Here is a 19824-nt window from a genome sequence, read left to right on the forward strand (position 1 = left end):
AATGGTCCGTATGAAGCAATTCATCCGGACCATTACTTTTAGGGGAATACAATATGAGCTTCCATGACAGCAACACCGTGCCTTCGATTATGGACGCGCTGGTACCAATGGTGGTTGAGCAAACATCACGTGGTGAGCGTTCTTATGATATCTATTCCCGTCTTCTCAAAGAGCGTGTCATTTTCCTGACCGGTCAGGTAGAAGACCACATGGCAAACCTTGTGACAGCCCAGTTGCTATTCCTTGAGTCAGAAAACCCAGACAAGGATATCTTCCTGTACATCAACTCACCGGGTGGTTCTGTAACTGCGGGTATGTCAATCTATGACACCATGCAGTTCATTAAGCCGGATGTAAGCACTGTATGTATGGGCCAGGCTTGCTCAATGGGCGCCTTCCTGCTTGCAGGTGGTGCACAGGGTAAGCGTTACTGTCTGCCAAACTCCCGCGTGATGATTCACCAGCCTCTTGGTGGCTTCCAGGGACAGGCATCTGACATTCAGATCCATGCTCAGGAAATTTTAACCATCAAAAAACGGTTAAATACATTACTGGCCGAACACACCGGTCAGCCAATGGAAATCATTGAGCGTGACACCGACCGTGACAATTTTATGTCTGCTGAACAGGCAGTTGAGTATGGTCTGGTCGACGCTGTACTGAGCAAACGAGATTAAGTATTAGGTTAAGTTGCATCAATGAACCGGACACTGCCGGACATTCGGTGCAACTTGATATAGACTTAACCTATGGTTTACACGGGCGAATAGCCCTGAGAGGTTAGCGAATGACAGAGAAGCGAAAAGACGGTGGTAGCGGCAAGCTGCTTTACTGCTCTTTCTGCGGAAAAAGCCAACACGAAGTTCGCAAGCTGATCGCGGGTCCTTCTGTCTATATCTGTGATGAATGTGTCGATCTTTGCAACGACATTATTCGTGAAGAGATCAAAGACATTGCACCAAAGCGTGACAGTCGAGAGCTTCCGACTCCCCATGAGATCCGCTCTCACCTGGACGATTTTGTTATCGGTCAGGAGCAAGCGAAAAAAGTTCTCGCGGTGGCGGTCTACAACCACTACAAGCGCCTGCAAAATGGCGATGTGAGTGCGGACGGTGTTGAGCTTGGCAAGAGTAATATCCTGCTGATTGGTCCAACGGGTAGTGGTAAGACCCTGCTTGCAGAAACCCTTGCCAAATACCTGGATGTACCATTCACCATGGCTGATGCTACCACCCTGACTGAAGCCGGTTATGTGGGTGAAGATGTAGAGAACATCATCCAGAAGCTGCTTCAGAAATGTGATTATGACGTTTCCAAGGCAGAGCGCGGTATCGTCTACATCGATGAAATCGATAAGATTTCACGCAAGTCTGACAACCCTTCCATTACCCGTGATGTTTCGGGCGAAGGCGTGCAGCAGGCTCTGTTGAAGCTGATCGAAGGTACGGTTGCTTCTGTACCACCTCAGGGTGGCCGTAAGCATCCACAACAGGAATTCCTTCAGGTTGATACTTCGAAGATCCTGTTCGTCTGTGGCGGTGCGTTTGCCGGTCTTGATAAAGTGATTGACCAGCGTGTAGCCAAAGGTTCAGGTATTGGCTTTGGCGCGGAAGTCCGTTCTAAAGACGAAGCCGAAAGCCTGTCTAAGCTGTTCAAGCAGGTAGAGCCTGAAGATCTGGTTAAATATGGCCTGATCCCAGAGTTCATCGGTCGTCTGCCGGTTGCTGCTGTACTGGATGAGCTGGACGAAGACGCACTGATCCAGATTCTGCGTGAACCAAAGAACGCACTGACCAAGCAGTACTCTGCACTGCTGGAAATGGATGGTGTTGAACTGGAGTTCCGTGATGATGCGCTTGTGGCGATTGCCCGCAAAGCAATGGAACGCAAAACCGGTGCGCGTGGCCTGCGTTCAATCGTAGAAGCAGTACTGCTCGATACGATGTACGATCTGCCGTCTAACAAGAGCGTTAGCAAGGTTGTTATCGATGAGTCAGTTATCAAGGGTGAATCCGCACCTCTGCTGATTTATGACAATGCCGAAAATCAGGTTGCTGGTGGTGAGTAATTCATCACTTTTGGCTTGAAATTCAATCGAAAAGGAGGTGTATGCCTCCTTTTTTGTTTTCTCTGCTTCGTTCCATTGAATCTCAGAAGTTTAACCCCATATACTCATAACTATGTTCCAACGGAAGAGAGACGAATATGAACTTGGAGCGTTCCGAGCGCATAACGATACCCGTACTGCCACTGCGTGATGTAGTGGTGTACCCGCATATGGTGATCCCACTGTTCGTTGGTCGGGAGAAATCCATCCGTTGCCTTGAAGCGGCAATGGACAACGACAAACAGATTCTGTTGGTAGCGCAAAAGGACGCGGCAACGGATGAGCCCGCCGTTGATGATTTACATGGTGTAGGTACTGTTGCCTCCATACTGCAGCTTCTCAAGCTGCCTGACGGCACGGTTAAAGTACTGGTTGAAGGTTTGCAGCGTGTGAAGGTTAATGCCTTCCATGAAGATGATTTCTTTGTTGCTGATGCGGAATACATGGTTACGCCGGAAATGGACGAGCGTGAGCAGGAAGTCCTTATCCGTACCGCAATCAGCCAGTTTGAAGGCTTCATCAAGCTTAACAAAAAGATCCCGCCAGAAGTCCTGACTTCCCTCAATGGCATCGATGAAGCTGCACGTCTGGCAGATACCATTGCCGCCCACATGCCACTGAAACTGGCAGATAAACAGCATGTTCTCGAGTTGGTCGACATCAATGACCGTATTGAGTACCTGTTGGCTATGATGGAATCTGAAATTGATCTGCTTCAGGTTGAAAAGCGTATTCGCGGACGCGTTAAGAAGCAGATGGAGAAGAGCCAGCGTGAATACTATCTGAATGAGCAGATGAAGGCGATTCAGAAAGAGCTTGGCGAACTGGATGACGCACCTGACGAATTCGAATCACTGAAGAAGAAAATCGAAGACGCCAAGATGCCGCAGGAAGCCCGGGAAAAAACCGAGCAAGAACTGCAGAAATTGAAAATGATGTCGCCAATGTCGGCGGAAGCGACCGTAGTCCGTGGCTACATCGACTGGATGATCAGTGTACCTTGGCACAAGCGTTCCAAGGTGAAAAAGAACCTGGCGAAAGCCGAAGAGATTCTCAACGCTGACCACTATGGCCTCGAGCGAGTTAAAGAACGCATCGTTGAATACCTGGCCGTCCAGAACCGAATCAATAAGCTGAAAGGCCCTATTCTGTGCCTCGTTGGTCCTCCTGGTGTAGGTAAAACCTCTCTGGGTCAGTCCATTGCCAAGGCAACTGGCCGACAGTATGTGCGTATGGCGCTGGGTGGCGTACGTGACGAAGCGGAAATTCGCGGTCACCGCCGTACTTACATCGGCTCAATGCCGGGTAAGCTTATCCAGAAAATGGCGAAAGTTGGTGTGCGTAACCCATTGTTCCTGCTGGATGAAATTGACAAGATGTCATCCGATATGCGTGGCGATCCGGCTTCTGCACTGCTTGAAGTCCTGGATCCTGAGCAGAACAACGCGTTCAACGATCACTACATGGAAGTGGATTACGATCTGTCCGACGTAATGTTTGTGGCAACGTCGAACTCCATGAATATTCCTGGCCCATTGCTGGACCGTATGGAAGTGATTCGCCTGTCCGGTTATACCGAAGACGAAAAGCTCAATATTGCCAAGCGTCACCTGGTAGACAAGCAGATCCAGCGCAATGGCCTCAAGCCGGGCGAGCTGGTAATCGATGATTCTGCCATTCTGGGTATTATCCGTTACTACACCCGTGAAGCGGGTGTCCGTAGCCTTGAGCGTGAAATCTCTAAATTGTGCCGTAAGGCAGTGAAAGAGATTCTGTTGGACAAGGATTTGAAGACCCTGACCATCTCTCAGGAAAACCTGAAAGCCTACCTGGGTGTTCAGCGTTTTGACTACGGAAAGGCGGAAGAGAACAACCGCATCGGTCAGGTCAACGGTCTGGCTTGGACAGAAGTGGGTGGTGACCTGCTGACTGTAGAAGCGCAGTCTATGTCTGGTAAAGGTAAACTGCTGCACACCGGCTCATTGGGTGATGTTATGCAGGAATCTATTCAGGCCGCCATGACAGTAGTTCGTACCCGTGCTGAGAAACTGGGTATCAACAGCGACTTCTATGAAAAGCGTGATATCCATATTCACGTTCCAGAAGGTGCCACACCAAAAGATGGCCCTAGTGCTGGTATCGCAATGTGTACCGCTCTGGTATCAAGCCTGACAGGTAACCCGGTTCGTGCCGATGTTGCCATGACCGGTGAAATTACCCTGCGTGGAGAAGTCCTGCCAATCGGCGGCCTGAAAGAAAAACTGCTGGCAGCCCACCGGGGTGGCATTAAGACAGTAGTGATTCCGAAGGAAAATGAGCGCGATCTGGAAGAGATTCCAGACAACGTTATTGCCGATTTGGATGTCCGTCCGGTTCGCTGGATAGATGATGTCCTGACCATTGCCCTTCAGGAGAATCCACTGGGCATGCAGGTTGTCAGCACTGAAAACAGTGATGTGCAGCAAAAATAAGGGATGAGAAAGGCTGACAACGCCCAAAAGGCTTGTCAGCTTTTTTTTTGCTCGCTAAGTTAGGAAAACTTAGTTGCAAACCTTGATGTTGTGGTATTTCTCAGAAATTTAAGGTTTCTTTTCACCTCTTGTTTTGAGAAATAATGCCAGGCGCTTGCAGCTGGTTAGCAGGTCTCTTGACGAGCATTGAATGAAGCCGCACAAAACAATGCGGCATAGAGAAATAATGAGATAGGGGAATAAGACGTGAATAAAGCACAACTGGTAGATAAGATCGCAGAGGGTGCAGATATCTCAAAAGCATCTGCAGGCCGTGCTCTGGATGCATTTATTGAAGCAGTTTCTGACTCTCTGAAAACCGGTGACCAGGTTGCTCTGGTTGGTTTCGGTACTTTCTCTGTACGTGATCGTGCAGCCCGTACCGGCCGTAACCCACAGACCGGCCAGGAAATCAAAATTGCTGCTGCAAAAGTACCTGGTTTCAAGGCAGGTAAAGCGTTGAAAGACGCAGTAAACTAATTCCCGCTCATAAAGGGTGTCTGATTCGCCAAAGTGGAACGAAAAAGCTGAAAAGCCCACTGGCAAAACGTATAATCAGGATCACTCGGCGGACCAAGGCGCATCGTGTCGATGCGCTTTTTTGCGTTTAAATATGCGGGTTATTTTTTATTCATCTCGCTGCTTAGCCGCTGAAAATATTATAAAGATGTATTAGCCAGTTCCAGATACAGGAGATACGGCAGACTATGATGGAGCGATTGCGCGAAGGCGCTAACAATTGGGTGATCAAGGTCATTCTCGGCCTGATAATTATCTCCTTTGCGTTTGCAGGCGTTGGTAGCTACCTTGCGGGTGGGAACGATGTACCGGCAGCAACGGTAGGTGATCAGGATATCAGCCGTGCTCAGTTTGAGCAGGTTTATCAAAATGAGCGTGCGCGTATGCAGCAGCAAGCTGGAGAAATGTTCAGCACGCTGATGTCTGATCCTGCTTATCTGCGCCAGTTCCGCCAGAATGTCCTGGACCGAATGGTTAATGACATGCTGCTTGAGCAATATGCCAATGAGCTGAATCTGCGCGTAAGTGATGTGCAGATCAAGCAGGCGATTGTGGATATGCCTCAGTTCCAGCGTGACGGTAAGTTCGACAATGAGCTGTATCAGGCAGGCCTGCGCCGTGCCGGGTTTACGCCGGATCAATTTGCTGAGTATATGCGCAAGGATCTGGTTCGTCAGCAACTGGTAAACGCCTTGCTGAGCAGTGAATTTGTTCTCGGTGATGAAATCCAGTCTCAGTACGATCTGGTTGCCCAGACCCGTGCAATCCGCACTCTGACCCTGCCGGTTGCTACCTTTGCTGAGAAGGCAAATATCACCGACGAGGAAATGAAAGCGTTTTACGACAAAAACAGCGGAGATTTTGTTCGTCCAGAGCAAATCAAGGCTTCTTTCGTAGAGCTGTCTGGTGACAAACTGGCTGACAACATCAAAGTAACAGATGAAGAAGCCAAAGCGTATTACGACGCGAACAAAGCAAACTATGAATCCAAGGCCAAACGCAAAGTCAGCCATATCCTTATCCAGGGTGATGATGCTGATGCGAAAGCCAAGGCTGAAGCTGTTCTGGCTGATCTGAAAGCTGGCAAGGACTTCGCTGCAGAAGCCAAAGCCAAGTCTGATGATACTTTCAGTGCCAAAGACGGCGGTTCTTTGGATTGGATCGAAAAAGGTGTCATGGATCCTTCGTTTGAAGAAGCTGCGTTTGCTCTTAAGAACAAAGGTGATATTTCGGGCCTGGTGAAGTCTGAGTTCGGTTACCACATCATCAAGCTGGATGACGTGGAACCAGCCGTAGCTAAACCTTTCGATGAGGTGAAGGACAGCATTGTCGCTGCACTTAAGCAGCAAAAAGCTGCTGACCGCTTCTATGAAATGTCTACAGAACTGTCAGAGAAAGCCTTTGAAATGCCGGACAACCTGGATGACGCAGCTAAGGCTGTCAACGCCAAGGTTCAGAAGACTGACTTCTTCTCCCGTCAGGATGCTCAGGGTGTAATGGCGAACCCGAAAGTGCTTGAGGCGCTGTTCAGCCCTGAAGTCCGTGAAGATGGCCTTAACTCTGAAGTTATCGAAATTGCCCCAGAGCACGTTGTTGTGGTCCGCGTAGACGACTCCCGTGACGAAACTGTGCTGCCATTTGATGAGGTAAAAGCACAGGTTAAGGCTAAACTGGCGGCTCAAAAAGGTGAGCAAGAAGCGCTGGCTCTGGCTGACAAAATTGTTGCTGGTCTCAAAGAAGGCAACAAGGAAGCACTGGATGCATCAGGTTACAGCTTTGGTGATGAAGAAACCGTTGGTCGTGTAGGTGCTGACCGCGCGGTTACCGAGTTGGCATTTACCATGGCCAAGCCTGTTGACGGTAAGCCGGTTTATGGCCGCACTGAAAACGCAGCCGGAGATGTTATCATCGTTGAGCTGGATAAGGTCAATGAGCCGGGCAAGGCAGATATGAAGCCAACTGACCCAATGGCACAAAGCATGGTGCGCGCTAAAGCCAATGCAGATCTGGACTCTACGCTGGGACAACTTCGCAGCAAAACTGAAGTGACTGTTCCCGCTCAAAACCAGGAAGAGCAGCTTTAATTTTCTCGACTCAGTTACATTATTGATGTAACTGATAAGCAAAACGACGCAGTGACGTTAAGTACTGCGTCGTTTTTGTATCTATTGATCAGTGAAATGCTATGTGCCGAACCTATACCATTTTCTGTAATTCAAACAGGAGAACAGAAATATGAGAAAGTTGGTTAGTGCAGTAGTTACCGCATTACTTTTGACATTGGCACCTGTGTCCTTGGCTGCTGACGACAATGCCGTAGATGCCGGAGCAAGCTCAAGCACAACGGTTAATATCAATACGGCTACTGCCGATGAGCTGGATAAGAAATTAAAAGGGATTGGCCCGGATAAAGCTCAGGCTATTGTCGAGTTCCGCACATCAAACGGAAAATTTGCGTCGGTTGATGATCTCAGCAACGTAAAAGGTATCGGTAAAGCGACAGTAGAAAAAAACCGTAGCCTGCTGGCAGTACAGTAATCCAGTTACACGAGTTTTCTCTCCCTTCTCGAATTGAGGCCGCTGGCCTCTTTTTTTATTTACTGGCTTTGCTAATCTTGAGGGATTGTTGTTTATCTGTAGAAGTCTATGAAAGACAAGGATCACCCCCAAATTTCTCAAAGTCACTTCTTTGCCCATCTTGCCAGGATGAAGCTGATATACCGCTGGCCGTTGATGCGCAATGTCTTCAAGGAAAATATTTCTGAACACAGCTTGATGGTGGCGTTTGTCGCCCATGCACTGGCTGTGATCGAGAACAAAAAGTTTGGTGGAGGGCTTAATCCCGACCGTATTGCAGTCATGGCGATGTTCCATGATTGCAGCGAAGTGATTACCGGCGACATGCCAACCCCGATTAAGTACTTCAATCCGACCATTGCCGCCGAGTACAAAAAGATTGAACGCGAAGCTGAACTCAAATTGCTCTCCATGCTGCCGGATGAGTTGCGTGATGAATATGTCCCATTTCTGGACAGTCTGAAAGGCGAGCCAGTCATGCACCGAATTGTTAAGCAGGCCGACTCTATTTGTGCCTACCTGAAGTGTATTGAGGAGCAATCAGCGGGTAACCATGAGTTTGCCAAAGCCGAAAAGCGCCTGAGGGAAACCCTTGAAGAGCGGAGCAGCCCGGCGATGGAATATTTTATGGAAACGTTTGTCCGCAGTTTCGAGCTTACACTGGATGAGATTAGCTGATGCAGATACCTGATGAGGAGTTGTGGCAGGCACGTATTGCAGAAGAGAAGAAAAAGCGCCGGGACGACAGGCGTTCCCCGTTTCAGCGGGACCGGGCGCGTATTCTACACTCTGCTGCGTTTCGCAGGCTTCAGGCTAAAACCCAGGTGTTGGGAGCCGGCCTTCATGACTTTTACCGTACCCGGCTGACTCATTCGCTGGAAGTTTCCCAAATCGGTACCGGTATTGTCGCCCAGTTAAAAGAAAAACAGCCGGAGTTCCGGGATATCCTTCCAACAACCAGCCTGCTGGAGAGTCTGTGCCTGGCCCATGATATCGGTCATCCACCCTTTGGGCATGGTGGTGAGATTGCCCTCAACTACATGATGCGTGAGCATGGCGGATTCGAAGGCAACGCGCAGACATTTCGTATTGTTACCCGTCTGGAGCCTTATACTGAGCATGATGGGATGAACCTGTCACGCCGAACCTTGCTTGGCCTAATCAAGTATCCAGCTCAAATATTTGATGTCAGGGCAAAGGAATTGCCCCCGGCAGTTACCAACTTCCGTTTGCTGAAAGCGTCGGACTGGGCGCCGGCAAAAGGAATTTACGATGAAGACCGGGCGTTGTTCAGCTGGGTTTTGGCTCCTTTTTCAACGGCTGACCGGGAATTGTTTTCTTCCCTCCGTGAAAACGCTGACCCAGTCCACCATCATGGCAAAACCCGGTTCAAATCCCTCGATTGCTCCATAATGGAGCTGGCAGACGATATTGCCTACGGTGTCCACGATCTCGAAGATGCAGTGGTAATGGGCATCGTCACTCGCAGCCAATGGCAGGAAGCGGTAGCCAGCAAGCTTGCAGAGTGCGGTGACCCGTGGCTTGAAGCCAATATCGGGGAGCTCAGCGAACAAATGTTTGGTCCGCATCATGAACGTAAAGATGCTATCGGCGCTCTGGTAAACACCCTGATCACATCCATTGTAATTGAACCGGCTTCAACAGACGGGGTAAACGTATTTAAGTCACCGCTGCTTGCGTGGAATGCGTCTTTACCGGATACCATGCAGAAAGTGCTCGATGTGCTCAAACGGTTTGTGTCGGAATATGTGGTGAGAAAGCCTGAAATCCAATTGCTGGAGTACAAAGGCCAGCAACTGGTGATGGAACTGTTCCAGGCATTCAGCGGTGATCCGGAGCGGTTACTGCCGGAAGACACCAAAAAACGCTGGCGTATCCAGTGTGAAAGGGGGCAGGACGGCCATCGGGTTATCTGTGACTACATAGCCGGTATGACAGACGGTTTTGCTCAGCGCCTGCATGCCCGGATGTTCAGCGCTGACCATGACAGCGGGTGGACAGATCCGCGTTAGCGGTGAAGTCAGTTGTCCGATTTTCCATAATGCCGTTCGTAAACACCGGGCGGCATTTGGTTTATCTGGAAGTCGATCATTTTATTGAATGTTTCCAGCATTGGGTAGTAATCCTGCGGTTTCCCGGACAGTTCACCCAGTGCCAGGCAGGCCGCTTCTACTGTGGAGAGCCCTTCAGCTTTTGGTGATTTTCTTATACGGTAATTGCTCGGAGCGATACCGCCCAGGGAAATGCAGGGCAGGGGATGCAATGACGTTGACAGCTGGAACATTTTATATGCCTTGCGCCAGGTACCATCAAGCAGGATCAGTCCTGTTTTGCGGCCTTCTGTAATATGCAGTTCGCCTGCCGGTGTCGCGTGGTCTGCTGGATAGAGGAGGTGCCAGTTGATTTCTGGTTTTTCCAGCAGGGCCTCCAGTTCCTCATTTTGTGAAAAGTCCTCACCCACGAGCAGGTAGCAGTGTTCGAGGGACAGATTTAAGATGCGCGCCGTACCGAGAGGCTGGGAAACTTCATCCGGATGCTGTAGTACTATCACAGGAATGTCATTGGAAACCGGTGTAATCCACTGGCAAATACAGGCTTTTTTTGCTTTACCGCAGTGCGGACAATATCTGCTTATCATCGGGAGATGCCTTGAAAACCTATCGTGCAGTCGGGTTAATTCTAGTTGTGATGTGTTTGGCGCAGTTACCCACTTTTAGCCCTTGGCTGGATTGGCAGCGGCAGGCTATCGAACACGGCCAGTGGTGGCGAATCCTAACAGGAAACCTGACCCATACCAACTTCATCCACCTGGTAATGAATGGGGCGGCATTGACGGTCATCACTTTTATTTTCCGCGCACACTACCGGGAAAGCACTTTTCTGATCCAGATCTCGCTGCTGAGCGTTGCAGTGGGCCTGGCAATGTTCTTTTCTGATTACCGACAGTATGCCGGGTTGTCCGGGGTATTACATGGTTTGTTTGTTATCGGTGCGGTTGCTGATATACGGGGTGGTGACCGGGTAGGCTGGCTGCTGCTGGCCGGCGTCTTCGCCAAAATACTTTGGGAGCAGGTATTTGGTGCATCGGCAGATACGGCTGAACTTATTGGTGCCAGTGTCGCAACCGAGGCCCATCTGGCCGGGGGGATTGTTGGGCTGGCCATTGCCGCGCTAAGTGGCATGGCAGCAAATGCGGCTCTGGGAAAAGAAGGCCCTGGGTACTGGGATAAGGAAAAATAACGTACTTGTTGAGACGTATGTGAAATGAACATTTTTGCAGAACCCAGAACCCAGAACCCAGAACCCAGAACCCAGAACCCAGAACCCAGAACCTAGGACCGCACTTGTCCCTTGATCAAAAACGGCGAGCCAATGCCCGCCGTAATATTGTCTAAGCTTTAAATTGTTACTGCTTGTAGCCCTGGAGGAAGCGTTCAAAGCGGCTGATGGCTATCTCAAGGTCATCGACACGCGGCAACGTCACAATCCGGAAGTGGTCCGGGCGTGGCCAGTTAAAGCCGGTTCCGTGCACCATCAACACTTTTTCCTGTTGCAGGAAGTCCAGCATCATCTGTTCGTCGTTGATGATGTTGTATTTCTTGGTGTCGATTTTCGGGAACAGGTAGAGTGCGCCTTTAGGTTTTACGCAAGACACACCCGGAATCGCATTGATCATCTCCCACGCCTTGTCCCGTTGTTCAAGCAAACGGCCCCCCGGCAGGATCAGTTCATTGATGCTCTGATATCCGCCAAGTGCTGTTTGTATAGCGTGCTGCATGGGCACATTGGCACAGAGACGCATAGAGGCGAGCATATCCAGCCCGGCGACGTAACCTTTCACATGGTGTTTCGGACCGGACAGCATCAACCAGCCGGCACGGAAACCACAGACGCGGTATGATTTTGACAGGCCGTTGAAGGTTACGACAAAAAGATCCTGTGCCAGAGCCGCAATGGAGTGGTGCTGGGCACCGTCATAGAGGATCTTGTCGTAGATTTCATCTGCGAAAATGATCAGGTTATGCTTACGTGCGATCTCAATAACCTGCAGCAGGAAATCACGGCTGTATACAGCGCCGGTCGGGTTGTTCGGGTTGATGAGTACAATGCCCTTGGTGTGCTTGGTAATCTTCTTCTTGATATCTTCCAGATCCGGATACCAGTCAGATTCCTCATCACACATATAGTGCACAGGGTTACCACCGGACAGTGACACTGCTGCCGTCCAAAGCGGGTAATCAGGTGCAGGTACCAGCATTTCGTCACCGTTGTTAAGCAGTGCCTGCATGGCCATCACAATCAGTTCGGAAACACCGTTACCGATATAAACATCTTCAACATCCAGATCCAGCATGCCCCGCTTCTGGTAATGTTGAACCACAGCCTTGCGGGCAGGGTAGATACCCTTGGAGTCGCAATAGCCCTGTGAGGTTGGCAGGTTCCGGATAACGTCGACCAGAATTTCATCCGGGGCGTCGAAACCAAACGGGGCCGGGTTGCCGATATTGAGCTTGAGAATTTTATGCCCTTCTTCTTCCAGGCGTTTTGCGTGCTTTGTTACCGGACCACGAATGTCATAACAGACATTGTCCAGCTTGTGTGACATCCCGACTTCGTTCATTGATGGACCTGAATGTTGTTTTTTATTGGTTTTTGATAAATTACACGATTTAATCCCGCTGATGAATGGCAAATCAGTAAGTTATTGTGAAAAAGTGAATTATTCACAATTTAATCCTGCGTAGTGGTTTAATATCCTGTGCCACTTCGTTTTCCTCATGGGATATATGGATGTACAATAACGGATTCCGCAGATTGTGTTTAGGTGTCACCGGCGTAACCTTCTATGCCACTGTTACCAGGGAGAAAAACCGCTGCTATTTCGGGCCAGAACGCCGACTTTTCGGCAAACTTGCAAATAGAGTGAGGGTATTTTGACCGAATTGCAAAAAGCGATTGCTTCCTTGCTGGATCTCATCGCATCCAGCCATCCTGACACATCCCGACTGATGGTACCGCTGGTCTGGGAAGCAAACTGTGATCCTGTCGACTGGCTTGAAGCGCAGCCGCTGTTTCCAAAGTTTTACTGGCGCAGCCGTGACGAGCGCGAAGAAGTGCTGGCTATCGGTCAAATCCGTACCTTTACCAGTGCCCGCTCCGCCGAAACCGCATTGGGTGAAGGCCAGCGTATCTGGGGTGGAAGCTCCTTTGACGGCCGCACAGAAAGGGCCAGTCGCTGCCTGCAATCATTCTTTTTCCTCCCTCGGGTTGAAATTGCCCGCCAGGATGGCCACTGGATGCTGGCAGTAAACCTTTGTGAAGACCGCCAGCGTATTATTTCCGCCCTGCAGTCACTAGTGGAAAATGTTGAGTGCAAAGGTGAAATCCAGTGTAATGTTCTAAGTAAGGACTATTCGCCATGCTATCCAGAATGGGAGAACATGGTCGAAACGGCACTGGATGCCATTTCAGATGCCAAGTTTGAGAAGGTGGTGCTCGCACGCCGCACCACGGTAACACTGGACCAGCCTATTCCTCCGGCACAACTGCTGAAAACCAGCAAACAGCGCAATGCCCGCGCTTTCCACTTTATGTTTGCCCTGGATTCCAAACACTGCTTTGTCGGTTCGACCCCTGAACGGCTTTTTGCTCGGCAGGAAGGGGAACTGGCAACTGAAGCACTGGCCGGTACTATCGGCCGAGGCAAAAGTGAGCAGGAAGATGACACCCTCGCCGACTGGCTGATGAATGACGCCAAGAATATTTATGAAAACAAGCTGGTGGTTGATGACATTCTCAGCCGCCTGACCCCTTGGTGCCAGGATCTGTATGCAGATGACACCCCGCATCTGGTGAAACTTCGCCATGTCCAGCACCTGCGCCGTTCTATCCGCGCGACACTGGAGCAAGGAATCAGCAATTCCGCATTACTGGAGAACCTGCAGCCGACAGCGGCAATTGCCGGTCTCCCCCGGGATAAAGCACTTGATTTTATCAATCATCACGAACCTTTTGCCCGAGGCTGGTATAGCGGTGCAGTGGGATATATCAGTGATGAACGGAGTGAGTTCTGTGTGGCGATCCGCAGTGCCCTGATCCTTGAAAATGAACTTCACTTATTTGCCGGTGCGGGCATCGTTCCCGGCTCCCAGCCGCAAAGCGAGTGGAAAGAACTCGATCGTAAAACCGCCACACTGCTCAACCTTATTCCACAGAATGATGAGCTGGTTGCGGAGCAGGTAGCATCATGACCTCAATGCCAAACCAGGTCTCAATGAACCGCACCTGGGCAAAACTCACTCTTGAAGCATTAGTCCGTCACGGTGTCACCGATATCTGTATTGCCCCTGGTTCCCGCTCTACTCCGCTGACGCTGGAAGCGGGCGAACGGAGTGATTTAACCGTTCATACCCACTTCGACGAACGGGGTCTTGGCTTTTTGGCGCTCGGTCTTGCCAAGGCCAGCCAAAAGCCGGTTGCCGTGGTAGTCACATCCGGGACGGCTGTGGCTAACTTACTTCCTGCGGTTGCAGAAGCCGGGCTGACCCGTGAAAAGCTGGTGATGTTGACTGCTGACCGCCCGGTTGAGTTGATTGACTGCGGAGCCAACCAGGCTATCGACCAATACAATATTTTTGGCAGTCACGCTGTCGCGGCCGTAGACCTGCCTTCCCCCTCTGTCACTGTCCCGGCTTGCTGGCTTTTAACAACCATTGACAATGCGATGGCAAAACAGGCTCGCGATGGAGGAGCTGTCCACTTCAACTGCCGGTATCCGGAGCCTCTTTACGGTGATGTTTCAGGGGTTGAGCCCTATCTAGAGCCGGTATCTGACTGGCTTGGCGGAGGCAGACCGTACCTTGAATTCCCTCTGCACTCGACGCTGGCCGGCGTAGACCTCAATGAGTGGGAAACCCTGCAAAAACAAAAGGGCATCCTGATTGCCGGACGCCTGTCTGCAGGCGAGTTTGCACATGTCGAAGCACTCTCCAAAACCCTGGGCTGGCCTCTGTTGGCTGATCCGCAGTCCAGTGGCGGCACTGACTGGCAAGGTTATGACAGTTGGCTGCAACATGTTGAAAGTGCAGCAGCGTTAGCCGAAGCAGATGTGGTAGTGCAGTTTGGCGCCCGTCTGGTGTCCAAGCGTCTGGGTCAGTTTATTGCCGGTTTCAATGGTACCTACTGGATAGTTGACCCTCATCCGGGCCGCCTTGATTGTGCCCACCGTCCGGCTGTGCGTATCAGGCTTAGTGCCGGGGATGCAGCCTGTGTTTTAGCTGAGGATGTCCGCCATGTTGAAAATGCCGGGTGGGCGGATTCGCTGAAATCGGTAGCTGCTAAGTCACATAAGCTGGCACAGGCTTATGCCCAAGAGCGCCTGACCGAAATTGGCGTTGCATCCCGTTTGCCGGGCTGGCTTGATGATCAGACCGATCTTTTCCTCGGCAACAGCCTGGCTATCCGGCTGGTTGATATGTTCAGCCGCATTGAAGGCCAGACGGTGTTCGCCAACCGCGGGGCTTCGGGCATTGACGGCCTGTTTGCCACTGCTGCCGGTGTCCAGCGAGCCCGAATGCGTAAAATGTGTTGCCTGATTGGTGATACGTCCGCACTTTACGACCTCAACTCCCTTGCATTGCTGCGCCAACAACAGCATCCGATAGCTGTGGTTCTTTTCAACAATGACGGGGGTGGCATTTTCGATATGCTGCCGGTGCCAGGTGCGCAAAAAGACCAGTTTTACCGTATGCCGCACCAGTTGGATTTTTCTCATGCTGCTGCCATGTTCGGGTTGGGTTACTGTCGCCCGGAATCACTCGCTGAGATGGAAAGTATGCTTGGCGAAGCAATGGAAAAGGCTGGGACAACCCTTATCGAAGTGGTGACCCCGCCGGGTGAAGCCGGTGAGATGATGAAACAGCTTTTTTCAGCTGTGAAACAGATTTAACCGGACTGCAAGATGCTGGGGTTTACTATCCATACTATTCCGGAGACAGGAAAGCCTATGCTGGTTTTCCTGCACGGGTTGCTCGGCAGCGGTAAGGACTGGCAGGCGGTACTCAGCAACCTTTCTGGTGGGATAGGTGCTGCAACCCTGGATTTGCCCGGTCATGGGGAGAGCCGTTCAGTTGCTGTGTCCGGCTTTGGGGAAACCCGGCAGCAGTTGGGTGATACCCTCAAAACACTTCAAAACTCGCTTCCTGCAAAAACACCACTGTGGCTTGTGGGGTATTCACTTGGCGGCCGTATAGCGATGGACTATGCCTGCCACACCCTGCCTTTAAGCGGGATCAGCGGGTTGGTTGTCGAAAACAGCCATTTCGGCCTGCTGAGTGAACAAGAGCGAAATACCCGCCGCACCAATGATCACCGATGGGCTGACCGGTTTGAAGAGCAGCCAATATGTGCCGTGCTCACAGACTGGTATTGCCAACCGGTTTTTTCTTCCCTGAAACCTGAGCAAAAACAAAGACTGGTTGAAAAACGCAGTGATAACCTTGGCATGACTGTGGCTATGATGTTACGTGCCACATCGCTCGCTGAGCAGCCATACTTGCTGGACAAGCTGAAAACTCTTCCAATTCAGGTTCATTACCTGTGTGGGGAAGATGACAAGAAATTTTTAGACCTGGCGGCACTTTCCGGTTTGCCCCGCCGGGTGATTGCCGGGGCTGGGCACAATGTTCACGTTGAACAGCCTGAAAAATTTGCCCTCGCATTGACGCAATTGATTCATGCTTCCTGACAGAAGCGCACAACCTTATTGAAAATATTGGGAGCCTGACTATGGCCAGAACCATTGGACTTACCGAAGAAGAACTGTACGCACCAGCCGTCTGGGAAGACTGTTCAGAGGGTTACGAAGACATCCTGTACCAAAAATCTGAAGACGGCATTGCCCGAATCATCATTAACCGTCCGGAGGTGCGTAATGCATTCCGTCCCCAGACCGTTAAAGAAATGATTAAGGCGCTGGCTGATGCCCGCTATGACGAAAAAGTAGGTGTGATTGTACTGACCGGCCAGGGCGAATACGCATTCTGCTCAGGCGGCGACCAGAAGATCCGCGGTGATTACGGCGGTTACAAGGATGACGAAGGCACACACCACCTCAACGTTCTCGACTTCCAGCGCCAGATCCGTACCTGCCCTAAGCCGGTTATCGCAGCCGTTGCCGGTTATGCGGTTGGCGGCGGTCACGTTCTGCACATGATGTGTGACTTGACCATTGCGGCTGACAATGCCCAGTTTGGCCAGACCGGTCCGAAAGTGGGTTCATTTGACGGCGGCTGGGGTGCTTCTTACATGGCGCGCATTGTGGGCCAGAAAAAAGCCCGTGAAATCTGGTTCCTGTGCCGATTCTACGACGCCCAGGAAGCACTGGATATGGGCCTGGTCAACACAGTTGTGCCTTATGCAGAGCTTGAGCGCGAAACTATCCGCTGGTGCCGTGAAGTACTGCAACACAGCCCAATGGCACTGCGCTGCCTGAAAGCCGCACTGAACGCTGACTGTGACGGCCAGGCTGGTTTGCAGGAACTGGCAGGAAACGCCACCATGCTGTTCTATATGACTGAAGAAGGTCAGGAAGGCCGTAACGCATTCAATGAGAAACGCCGTCCGGACTTTGACAAGTTCCCGCGTAACCCATAATCCGGAAGACGTGATGCGTACAGCAGCCCTATACCGTTACACCCTGCCAATGGACAGTGGGGTGATTTTACGCAACCAGCGCCTGCAAACCCGCGAGGGCTGGATTGTCGAACTCAGGGATGGAGAGAAAACCGGCCGGGGTGAAATCGCCCCGCTTCCGGAGTTCAGCACAGAAAGTGCCGAACAAGCTGGTGAGCAGGCCCAGACTGCATTGGTGGCATGGCAAGCCGGTGAAACTGTCGACCTTAACGCTCTTTACCCGTCAGTGGCTTTCGGCATCAGTATGGCAATGCTGGAGCTGGATGGCGGATTGCCTAAGGAAGGTAACTATTCCGCCGCGCCACTGTGTTCCGGCGATCCGGACGATCTGGTGCAGAAACTGGCCGAACTTGATGGTGACAAAGTCGCCAAGATCAAAGTGGGTATGTACGAAGCCGTGCGCGATGGCATGGTAGCGAACATGTTCCTGGAAGCCATTCCCGACCTAAAGCTTCGCCTTGACGCCAACCGGGGCTGGACACCGCTCAAAGGCCAGCAGTTTGCCAAGTATGTGAACCCGGCTTACCGCGACCGCATTGCCTTCCTGGAAGAGCCTTGCAAGAAGCCGGAAGACAGCCTGGCATTTGCCGCAGAACATGGTATTGCCATCGCCTGGGATGAGACGGTGCGTGAGCCGGGCTTTGAGGTGGAAGCGTTGCCGGGTGTTGCGGCGATTGTTATCAAGCCAACTCTGACCGGTTCGGTGGACTACTGCCTTTCACTGATTGAGCAGGCGCATGAAAAAGGACTGGTTGCAGTTATCAGCTCCAGTCTGGAGACCAGCCTTGGATTAAACCAATTGGCCCGTCTGGCAGCATGGAAAACACCGGGAACCGTCCCTGGCCTGGATACCATGCAGCTGTTCAAAGCACAATTGGAGACACCGTGGCCGGGCTGTACGCTTCCGGTTACCCCCCTGCAAGACCTGGGAAAAATATGGTGCAGCGAGCAATAACGCCTGCGGTACTGACTTTCCATGACTGGCCCTGGCAAGCCTGGGCCAGCCACAAGCCTGAACAAACCGCACTCTTTGATGGTGATACCGCGCTGAACTGGCAGCAGGTATGCGAGCGTATCAACCGATATACCCAATGCTTACCGGAAAACCCTGCCGGGAAAATCGTCTCCTTTACCGCCAACCCTGGTATTGAGAGTGTTTACTTACTGCTGGCACTGATTCAGTCAGGTGCAAACGTGTTGGCGGTTAACCCGAAAATGCCCAGTGCAGACATTGAGGCGATCGCCGGACGTACAGGGGTTGCCTTTCATATTGAATCCCCCGCAGAGCTTGTAGAATGCCGGTCAGAAACGCTGGTGTCGGCTTATGCCAGCCATCACATTGCTACGCTGACGTTGACCTCCGGTTCAACTGGCCTGCCAAAGGCGGTCGCCCATACTGTAAGCAACCACTTACACAGTGCAGCCGGTATTTTGCAGGTGATGCCTCTCAGTCACGACGATTGCTGGCTTCTTTCGCTGCCAATTTTCCATGTTTCCGGGTTGGCTATAATCTGGCGCTGGCTGCTTAGCGGTGCACGGATGAAAGTTGCTCCGGTTGCCGGGGAACAGCTGTTCTCTGCCTTCGATAAAGTTTCCCACGCTTCGTTGGTTCCTACCCAGTTACAACGCCTGTTGGTGCAGGGTAAACCAGATACGCTGAAGGAGGTATTGCTGGGGGGCGCAGAAATACCTGTAGCACTGACGGAAGATGCCGAGCGCGCTGGCATTCGCTGCTGGTGTGGCTATGGAATGACAGAAATGGCGTCGACCATCACCGTAAAACGGGCGGATGGAGAGCTGACGGTCGGTGCCCCAATGGCTTACCGGCAGGTGGAAATATCCGGGGAGAGTGAAGTTCTGGTGGGTGGCGGCCCATTGTCACCGGGCTATATGGTTGAGGGAAAGCTCAAACCTCTAGTGCTGGCAGACGGGCTTTTTGCGACCAGGGATCGCGGCGAATGGTTCGGTGAACAAGGTGATAACCTTCGCTTGCTTGGCCGACTCGACAACATGTTTATCTGTGGCGGTGAGAATGTCCAGCCGGAAGCGGTTGAGCGCATTCTGGCAAAACACCCCGATGTCAGCCTGGTATTTGTCTTACCTGTGGCTGATGCCGAGTTTGGCTCACGCCCGGTCGCAATAATCGAGCCGCTGGAGAGCGAAACCGTTTTGGACAAACTCCCGAAATGGGCGGCTGACAAACTTGCCCCTCACCAACGCCCCATGCGTTATTTCCTGATGCCGGATTCGGTAAAGGGAAACGGGATTAAAATATCCAGAGCAGCGTTGGGAGAGTGGTTGAAATTGGAACTGACGACTTAGCCAGATTGTTCTGAGGTGAAGGGTGCTGGGAAGAGCAGGATCTGGGAACTGGGAAAAGCAAGAGCGAAGAGCTTG

General features: G+C 51.5%; 17 protein-coding genes. 15 read left to right on the top strand and 2 right to left on the bottom strand.

All coding sequences use genetic code 11. The features are described from left to right. Positions 1 to 53: 53 nt before the first annotated feature. The 8 genes from clpP (at position 54) to NF212_RS05420 (ending at position 9746) form a co-directional block, all read left to right on the top strand. Positions 54 to 677, top strand: coding sequence for an ATP-dependent Clp endopeptidase proteolytic subunit ClpP (clpP, locus tag NF212_RS05385; protein ID WP_434359507.1), 624 nt, complete (start codon positions 54 to 56; stop codon positions 675 to 677). Positions 678 to 787: 110 nt separating this feature from the next. Further along, complete coding sequence (clpX, locus tag NF212_RS05390) at positions 788 to 2068, top strand: ATP-dependent protease ATP-binding subunit ClpX (RefSeq protein WP_434359509.1); 1281 nt, start codon at positions 788 to 790, stop codon at positions 2066 to 2068. A 137-nt stretch (positions 2069 to 2205) separates the two neighbouring features. Continuing rightward, positions 2206 to 4578, top strand: a complete 2373-nt coding sequence (gene lon / locus NF212_RS05395; RefSeq protein ID WP_434359511.1) for an endopeptidase La — start codon at positions 2206 to 2208, stop codon at positions 4576 to 4578. Positions 4579 to 4824: 246 nt separating this feature from the next. Beyond that, the gene (gene hupB, locus NF212_RS05400; RefSeq protein ID WP_434359513.1) at positions 4825 to 5097 is read left to right on the top strand and encodes a nucleoid-associated protein HU-beta; all 273 of its coding nucleotides are present in this window, start codon (positions 4825 to 4827) and stop codon (positions 5095 to 5097) included. 227 nt (positions 5098 to 5324) lie between these two features. Beyond that, positions 5325 to 7220 carry a peptidylprolyl isomerase gene (ppiD, locus tag NF212_RS05405; RefSeq protein ID WP_434359515.1) on the top strand — a complete coding sequence of 632 codons (1896 nt, stop codon included), beginning with the start codon at positions 5325 to 5327 and terminating at the stop codon, positions 7218 to 7220. A 151-nt stretch (positions 7221 to 7371) separates the two neighbouring features. Beyond that, positions 7372 to 7674 (top strand): ComEA family DNA-binding protein, encoded by a 303-nt coding sequence (locus NF212_RS05410; RefSeq protein WP_434359517.1) that lies wholly within the window; start codon positions 7372 to 7374, stop codon positions 7672 to 7674. Positions 7675 to 7806: 132 nt separating this feature from the next. Beyond that, entirely contained in the window at positions 7807 to 8391 is a 585-nt protein-coding gene (yfbR, locus tag NF212_RS05415; RefSeq protein ID WP_434360833.1) for a 5'-deoxynucleotidase, read from the top strand. Continuing rightward, on the top strand, positions 8391 to 9746 hold the full coding sequence (locus tag NF212_RS05420; protein WP_434359519.1) for an anti-phage deoxyguanosine triphosphatase: 1356 nt from the start codon (positions 8391 to 8393) through the stop codon (positions 9744 to 9746). The genes yfbR and NF212_RS05420 overlap by 1 nt, the downstream gene beginning before the upstream one ends. Positions 9747 to 9754: 8 nt before the next feature. On the opposite strand, the gene NF212_RS05425 is transcribed toward NF212_RS05420, so the two are convergent. Continuing rightward, positions 9755 to 10372, bottom strand: coding sequence for a tRNA-uridine aminocarboxypropyltransferase (locus NF212_RS05425; protein ID WP_434359521.1), 618 nt, complete (start codon positions 10370 to 10372; stop codon positions 9755 to 9757). A gap of 50 nt (positions 10373 to 10422) precedes the next feature. Here NF212_RS05425 and rrtA point away from each other — a divergent pair, with 50 nt between their 5' ends. After that, the gene (gene rrtA, locus NF212_RS05430) at positions 10423 to 10974 is read left to right on the top strand and encodes a rhombosortase (RefSeq protein WP_434360834.1); all 552 of its coding nucleotides are present in this window, start codon (positions 10423 to 10425) and stop codon (positions 10972 to 10974) included. Between the two features lie 166 nt (positions 10975 to 11140). Here rrtA and NF212_RS05435 read toward each other — a convergent pair whose 3' ends face one another. Beyond that, the gene (locus NF212_RS05435) at positions 11141 to 12355 is read right to left on the bottom strand and encodes a pyridoxal phosphate-dependent aminotransferase (RefSeq protein ID WP_434359523.1); all 1215 of its coding nucleotides are present in this window, start codon (positions 12353 to 12355) and stop codon (positions 11141 to 11143) included. A 313-nt stretch (positions 12356 to 12668) separates the two neighbouring features. Between NF212_RS05435 and NF212_RS05440 the strand changes: the two genes are divergently transcribed. From NF212_RS05440 to menE, 6 genes are read left to right on the top strand one after another with little or no spacing between them, the layout of a single operon-like run. Next, entirely contained in the window at positions 12669 to 13985 is a 1317-nt protein-coding gene (locus tag NF212_RS05440) for an isochorismate synthase (protein ID WP_434359525.1), read from the top strand. Then, positions 13982 to 15682: a 2-succinyl-5-enolpyruvyl-6-hydroxy-3-cyclohexene-1-carboxylic-acid synthase gene (gene menD / locus NF212_RS05445; RefSeq protein ID WP_434359527.1), complete on the top strand. Its 1701-nt coding sequence runs from the start codon at positions 13982 to 13984 to the stop codon at positions 15680 to 15682. The genes NF212_RS05440 and menD overlap by 4 nt, the downstream gene beginning before the upstream one ends. Before the next feature lie 12 nt (positions 15683 to 15694). Continuing rightward, positions 15695 to 16480 carry a 2-succinyl-6-hydroxy-2,4-cyclohexadiene-1-carboxylate synthase gene (gene menH, locus NF212_RS05450; RefSeq protein WP_434359529.1) on the top strand — a complete coding sequence of 262 codons (786 nt, stop codon included), beginning with the start codon at positions 15695 to 15697 and terminating at the stop codon, positions 16478 to 16480. A gap of 41 nt (positions 16481 to 16521) precedes the next feature. Next, positions 16522 to 17388, top strand: coding sequence for a 1,4-dihydroxy-2-naphthoyl-CoA synthase (gene menB / locus NF212_RS05455; RefSeq protein ID WP_434359531.1), 867 nt, complete (start codon positions 16522 to 16524; stop codon positions 17386 to 17388). A gap of 13 nt (positions 17389 to 17401) precedes the next feature. Further along, a complete protein-coding gene (gene menC / locus NF212_RS05460; protein WP_434359533.1) occupies positions 17402 to 18382 on the top strand; it encodes an o-succinylbenzoate synthase in 981 nt (326 codons plus the stop codon). Further along, positions 18364 to 19749, top strand: a complete 1386-nt coding sequence (gene menE / locus NF212_RS05465; RefSeq protein ID WP_434359535.1) for an o-succinylbenzoate--CoA ligase — start codon at positions 18364 to 18366, stop codon at positions 19747 to 19749. The genes menC and menE overlap by 19 nt, the downstream gene beginning before the upstream one ends. The last annotated feature ends 75 nt before the right edge of the window (positions 19750 to 19824 follow it).

Source organism: Parasalinivibrio latis (assembly GCF_036825535.1).
Lineage (GTDB): Bacteria > Pseudomonadota > Gammaproteobacteria > Enterobacterales > Vibrionaceae > Parasalinivibrio > Parasalinivibrio latis.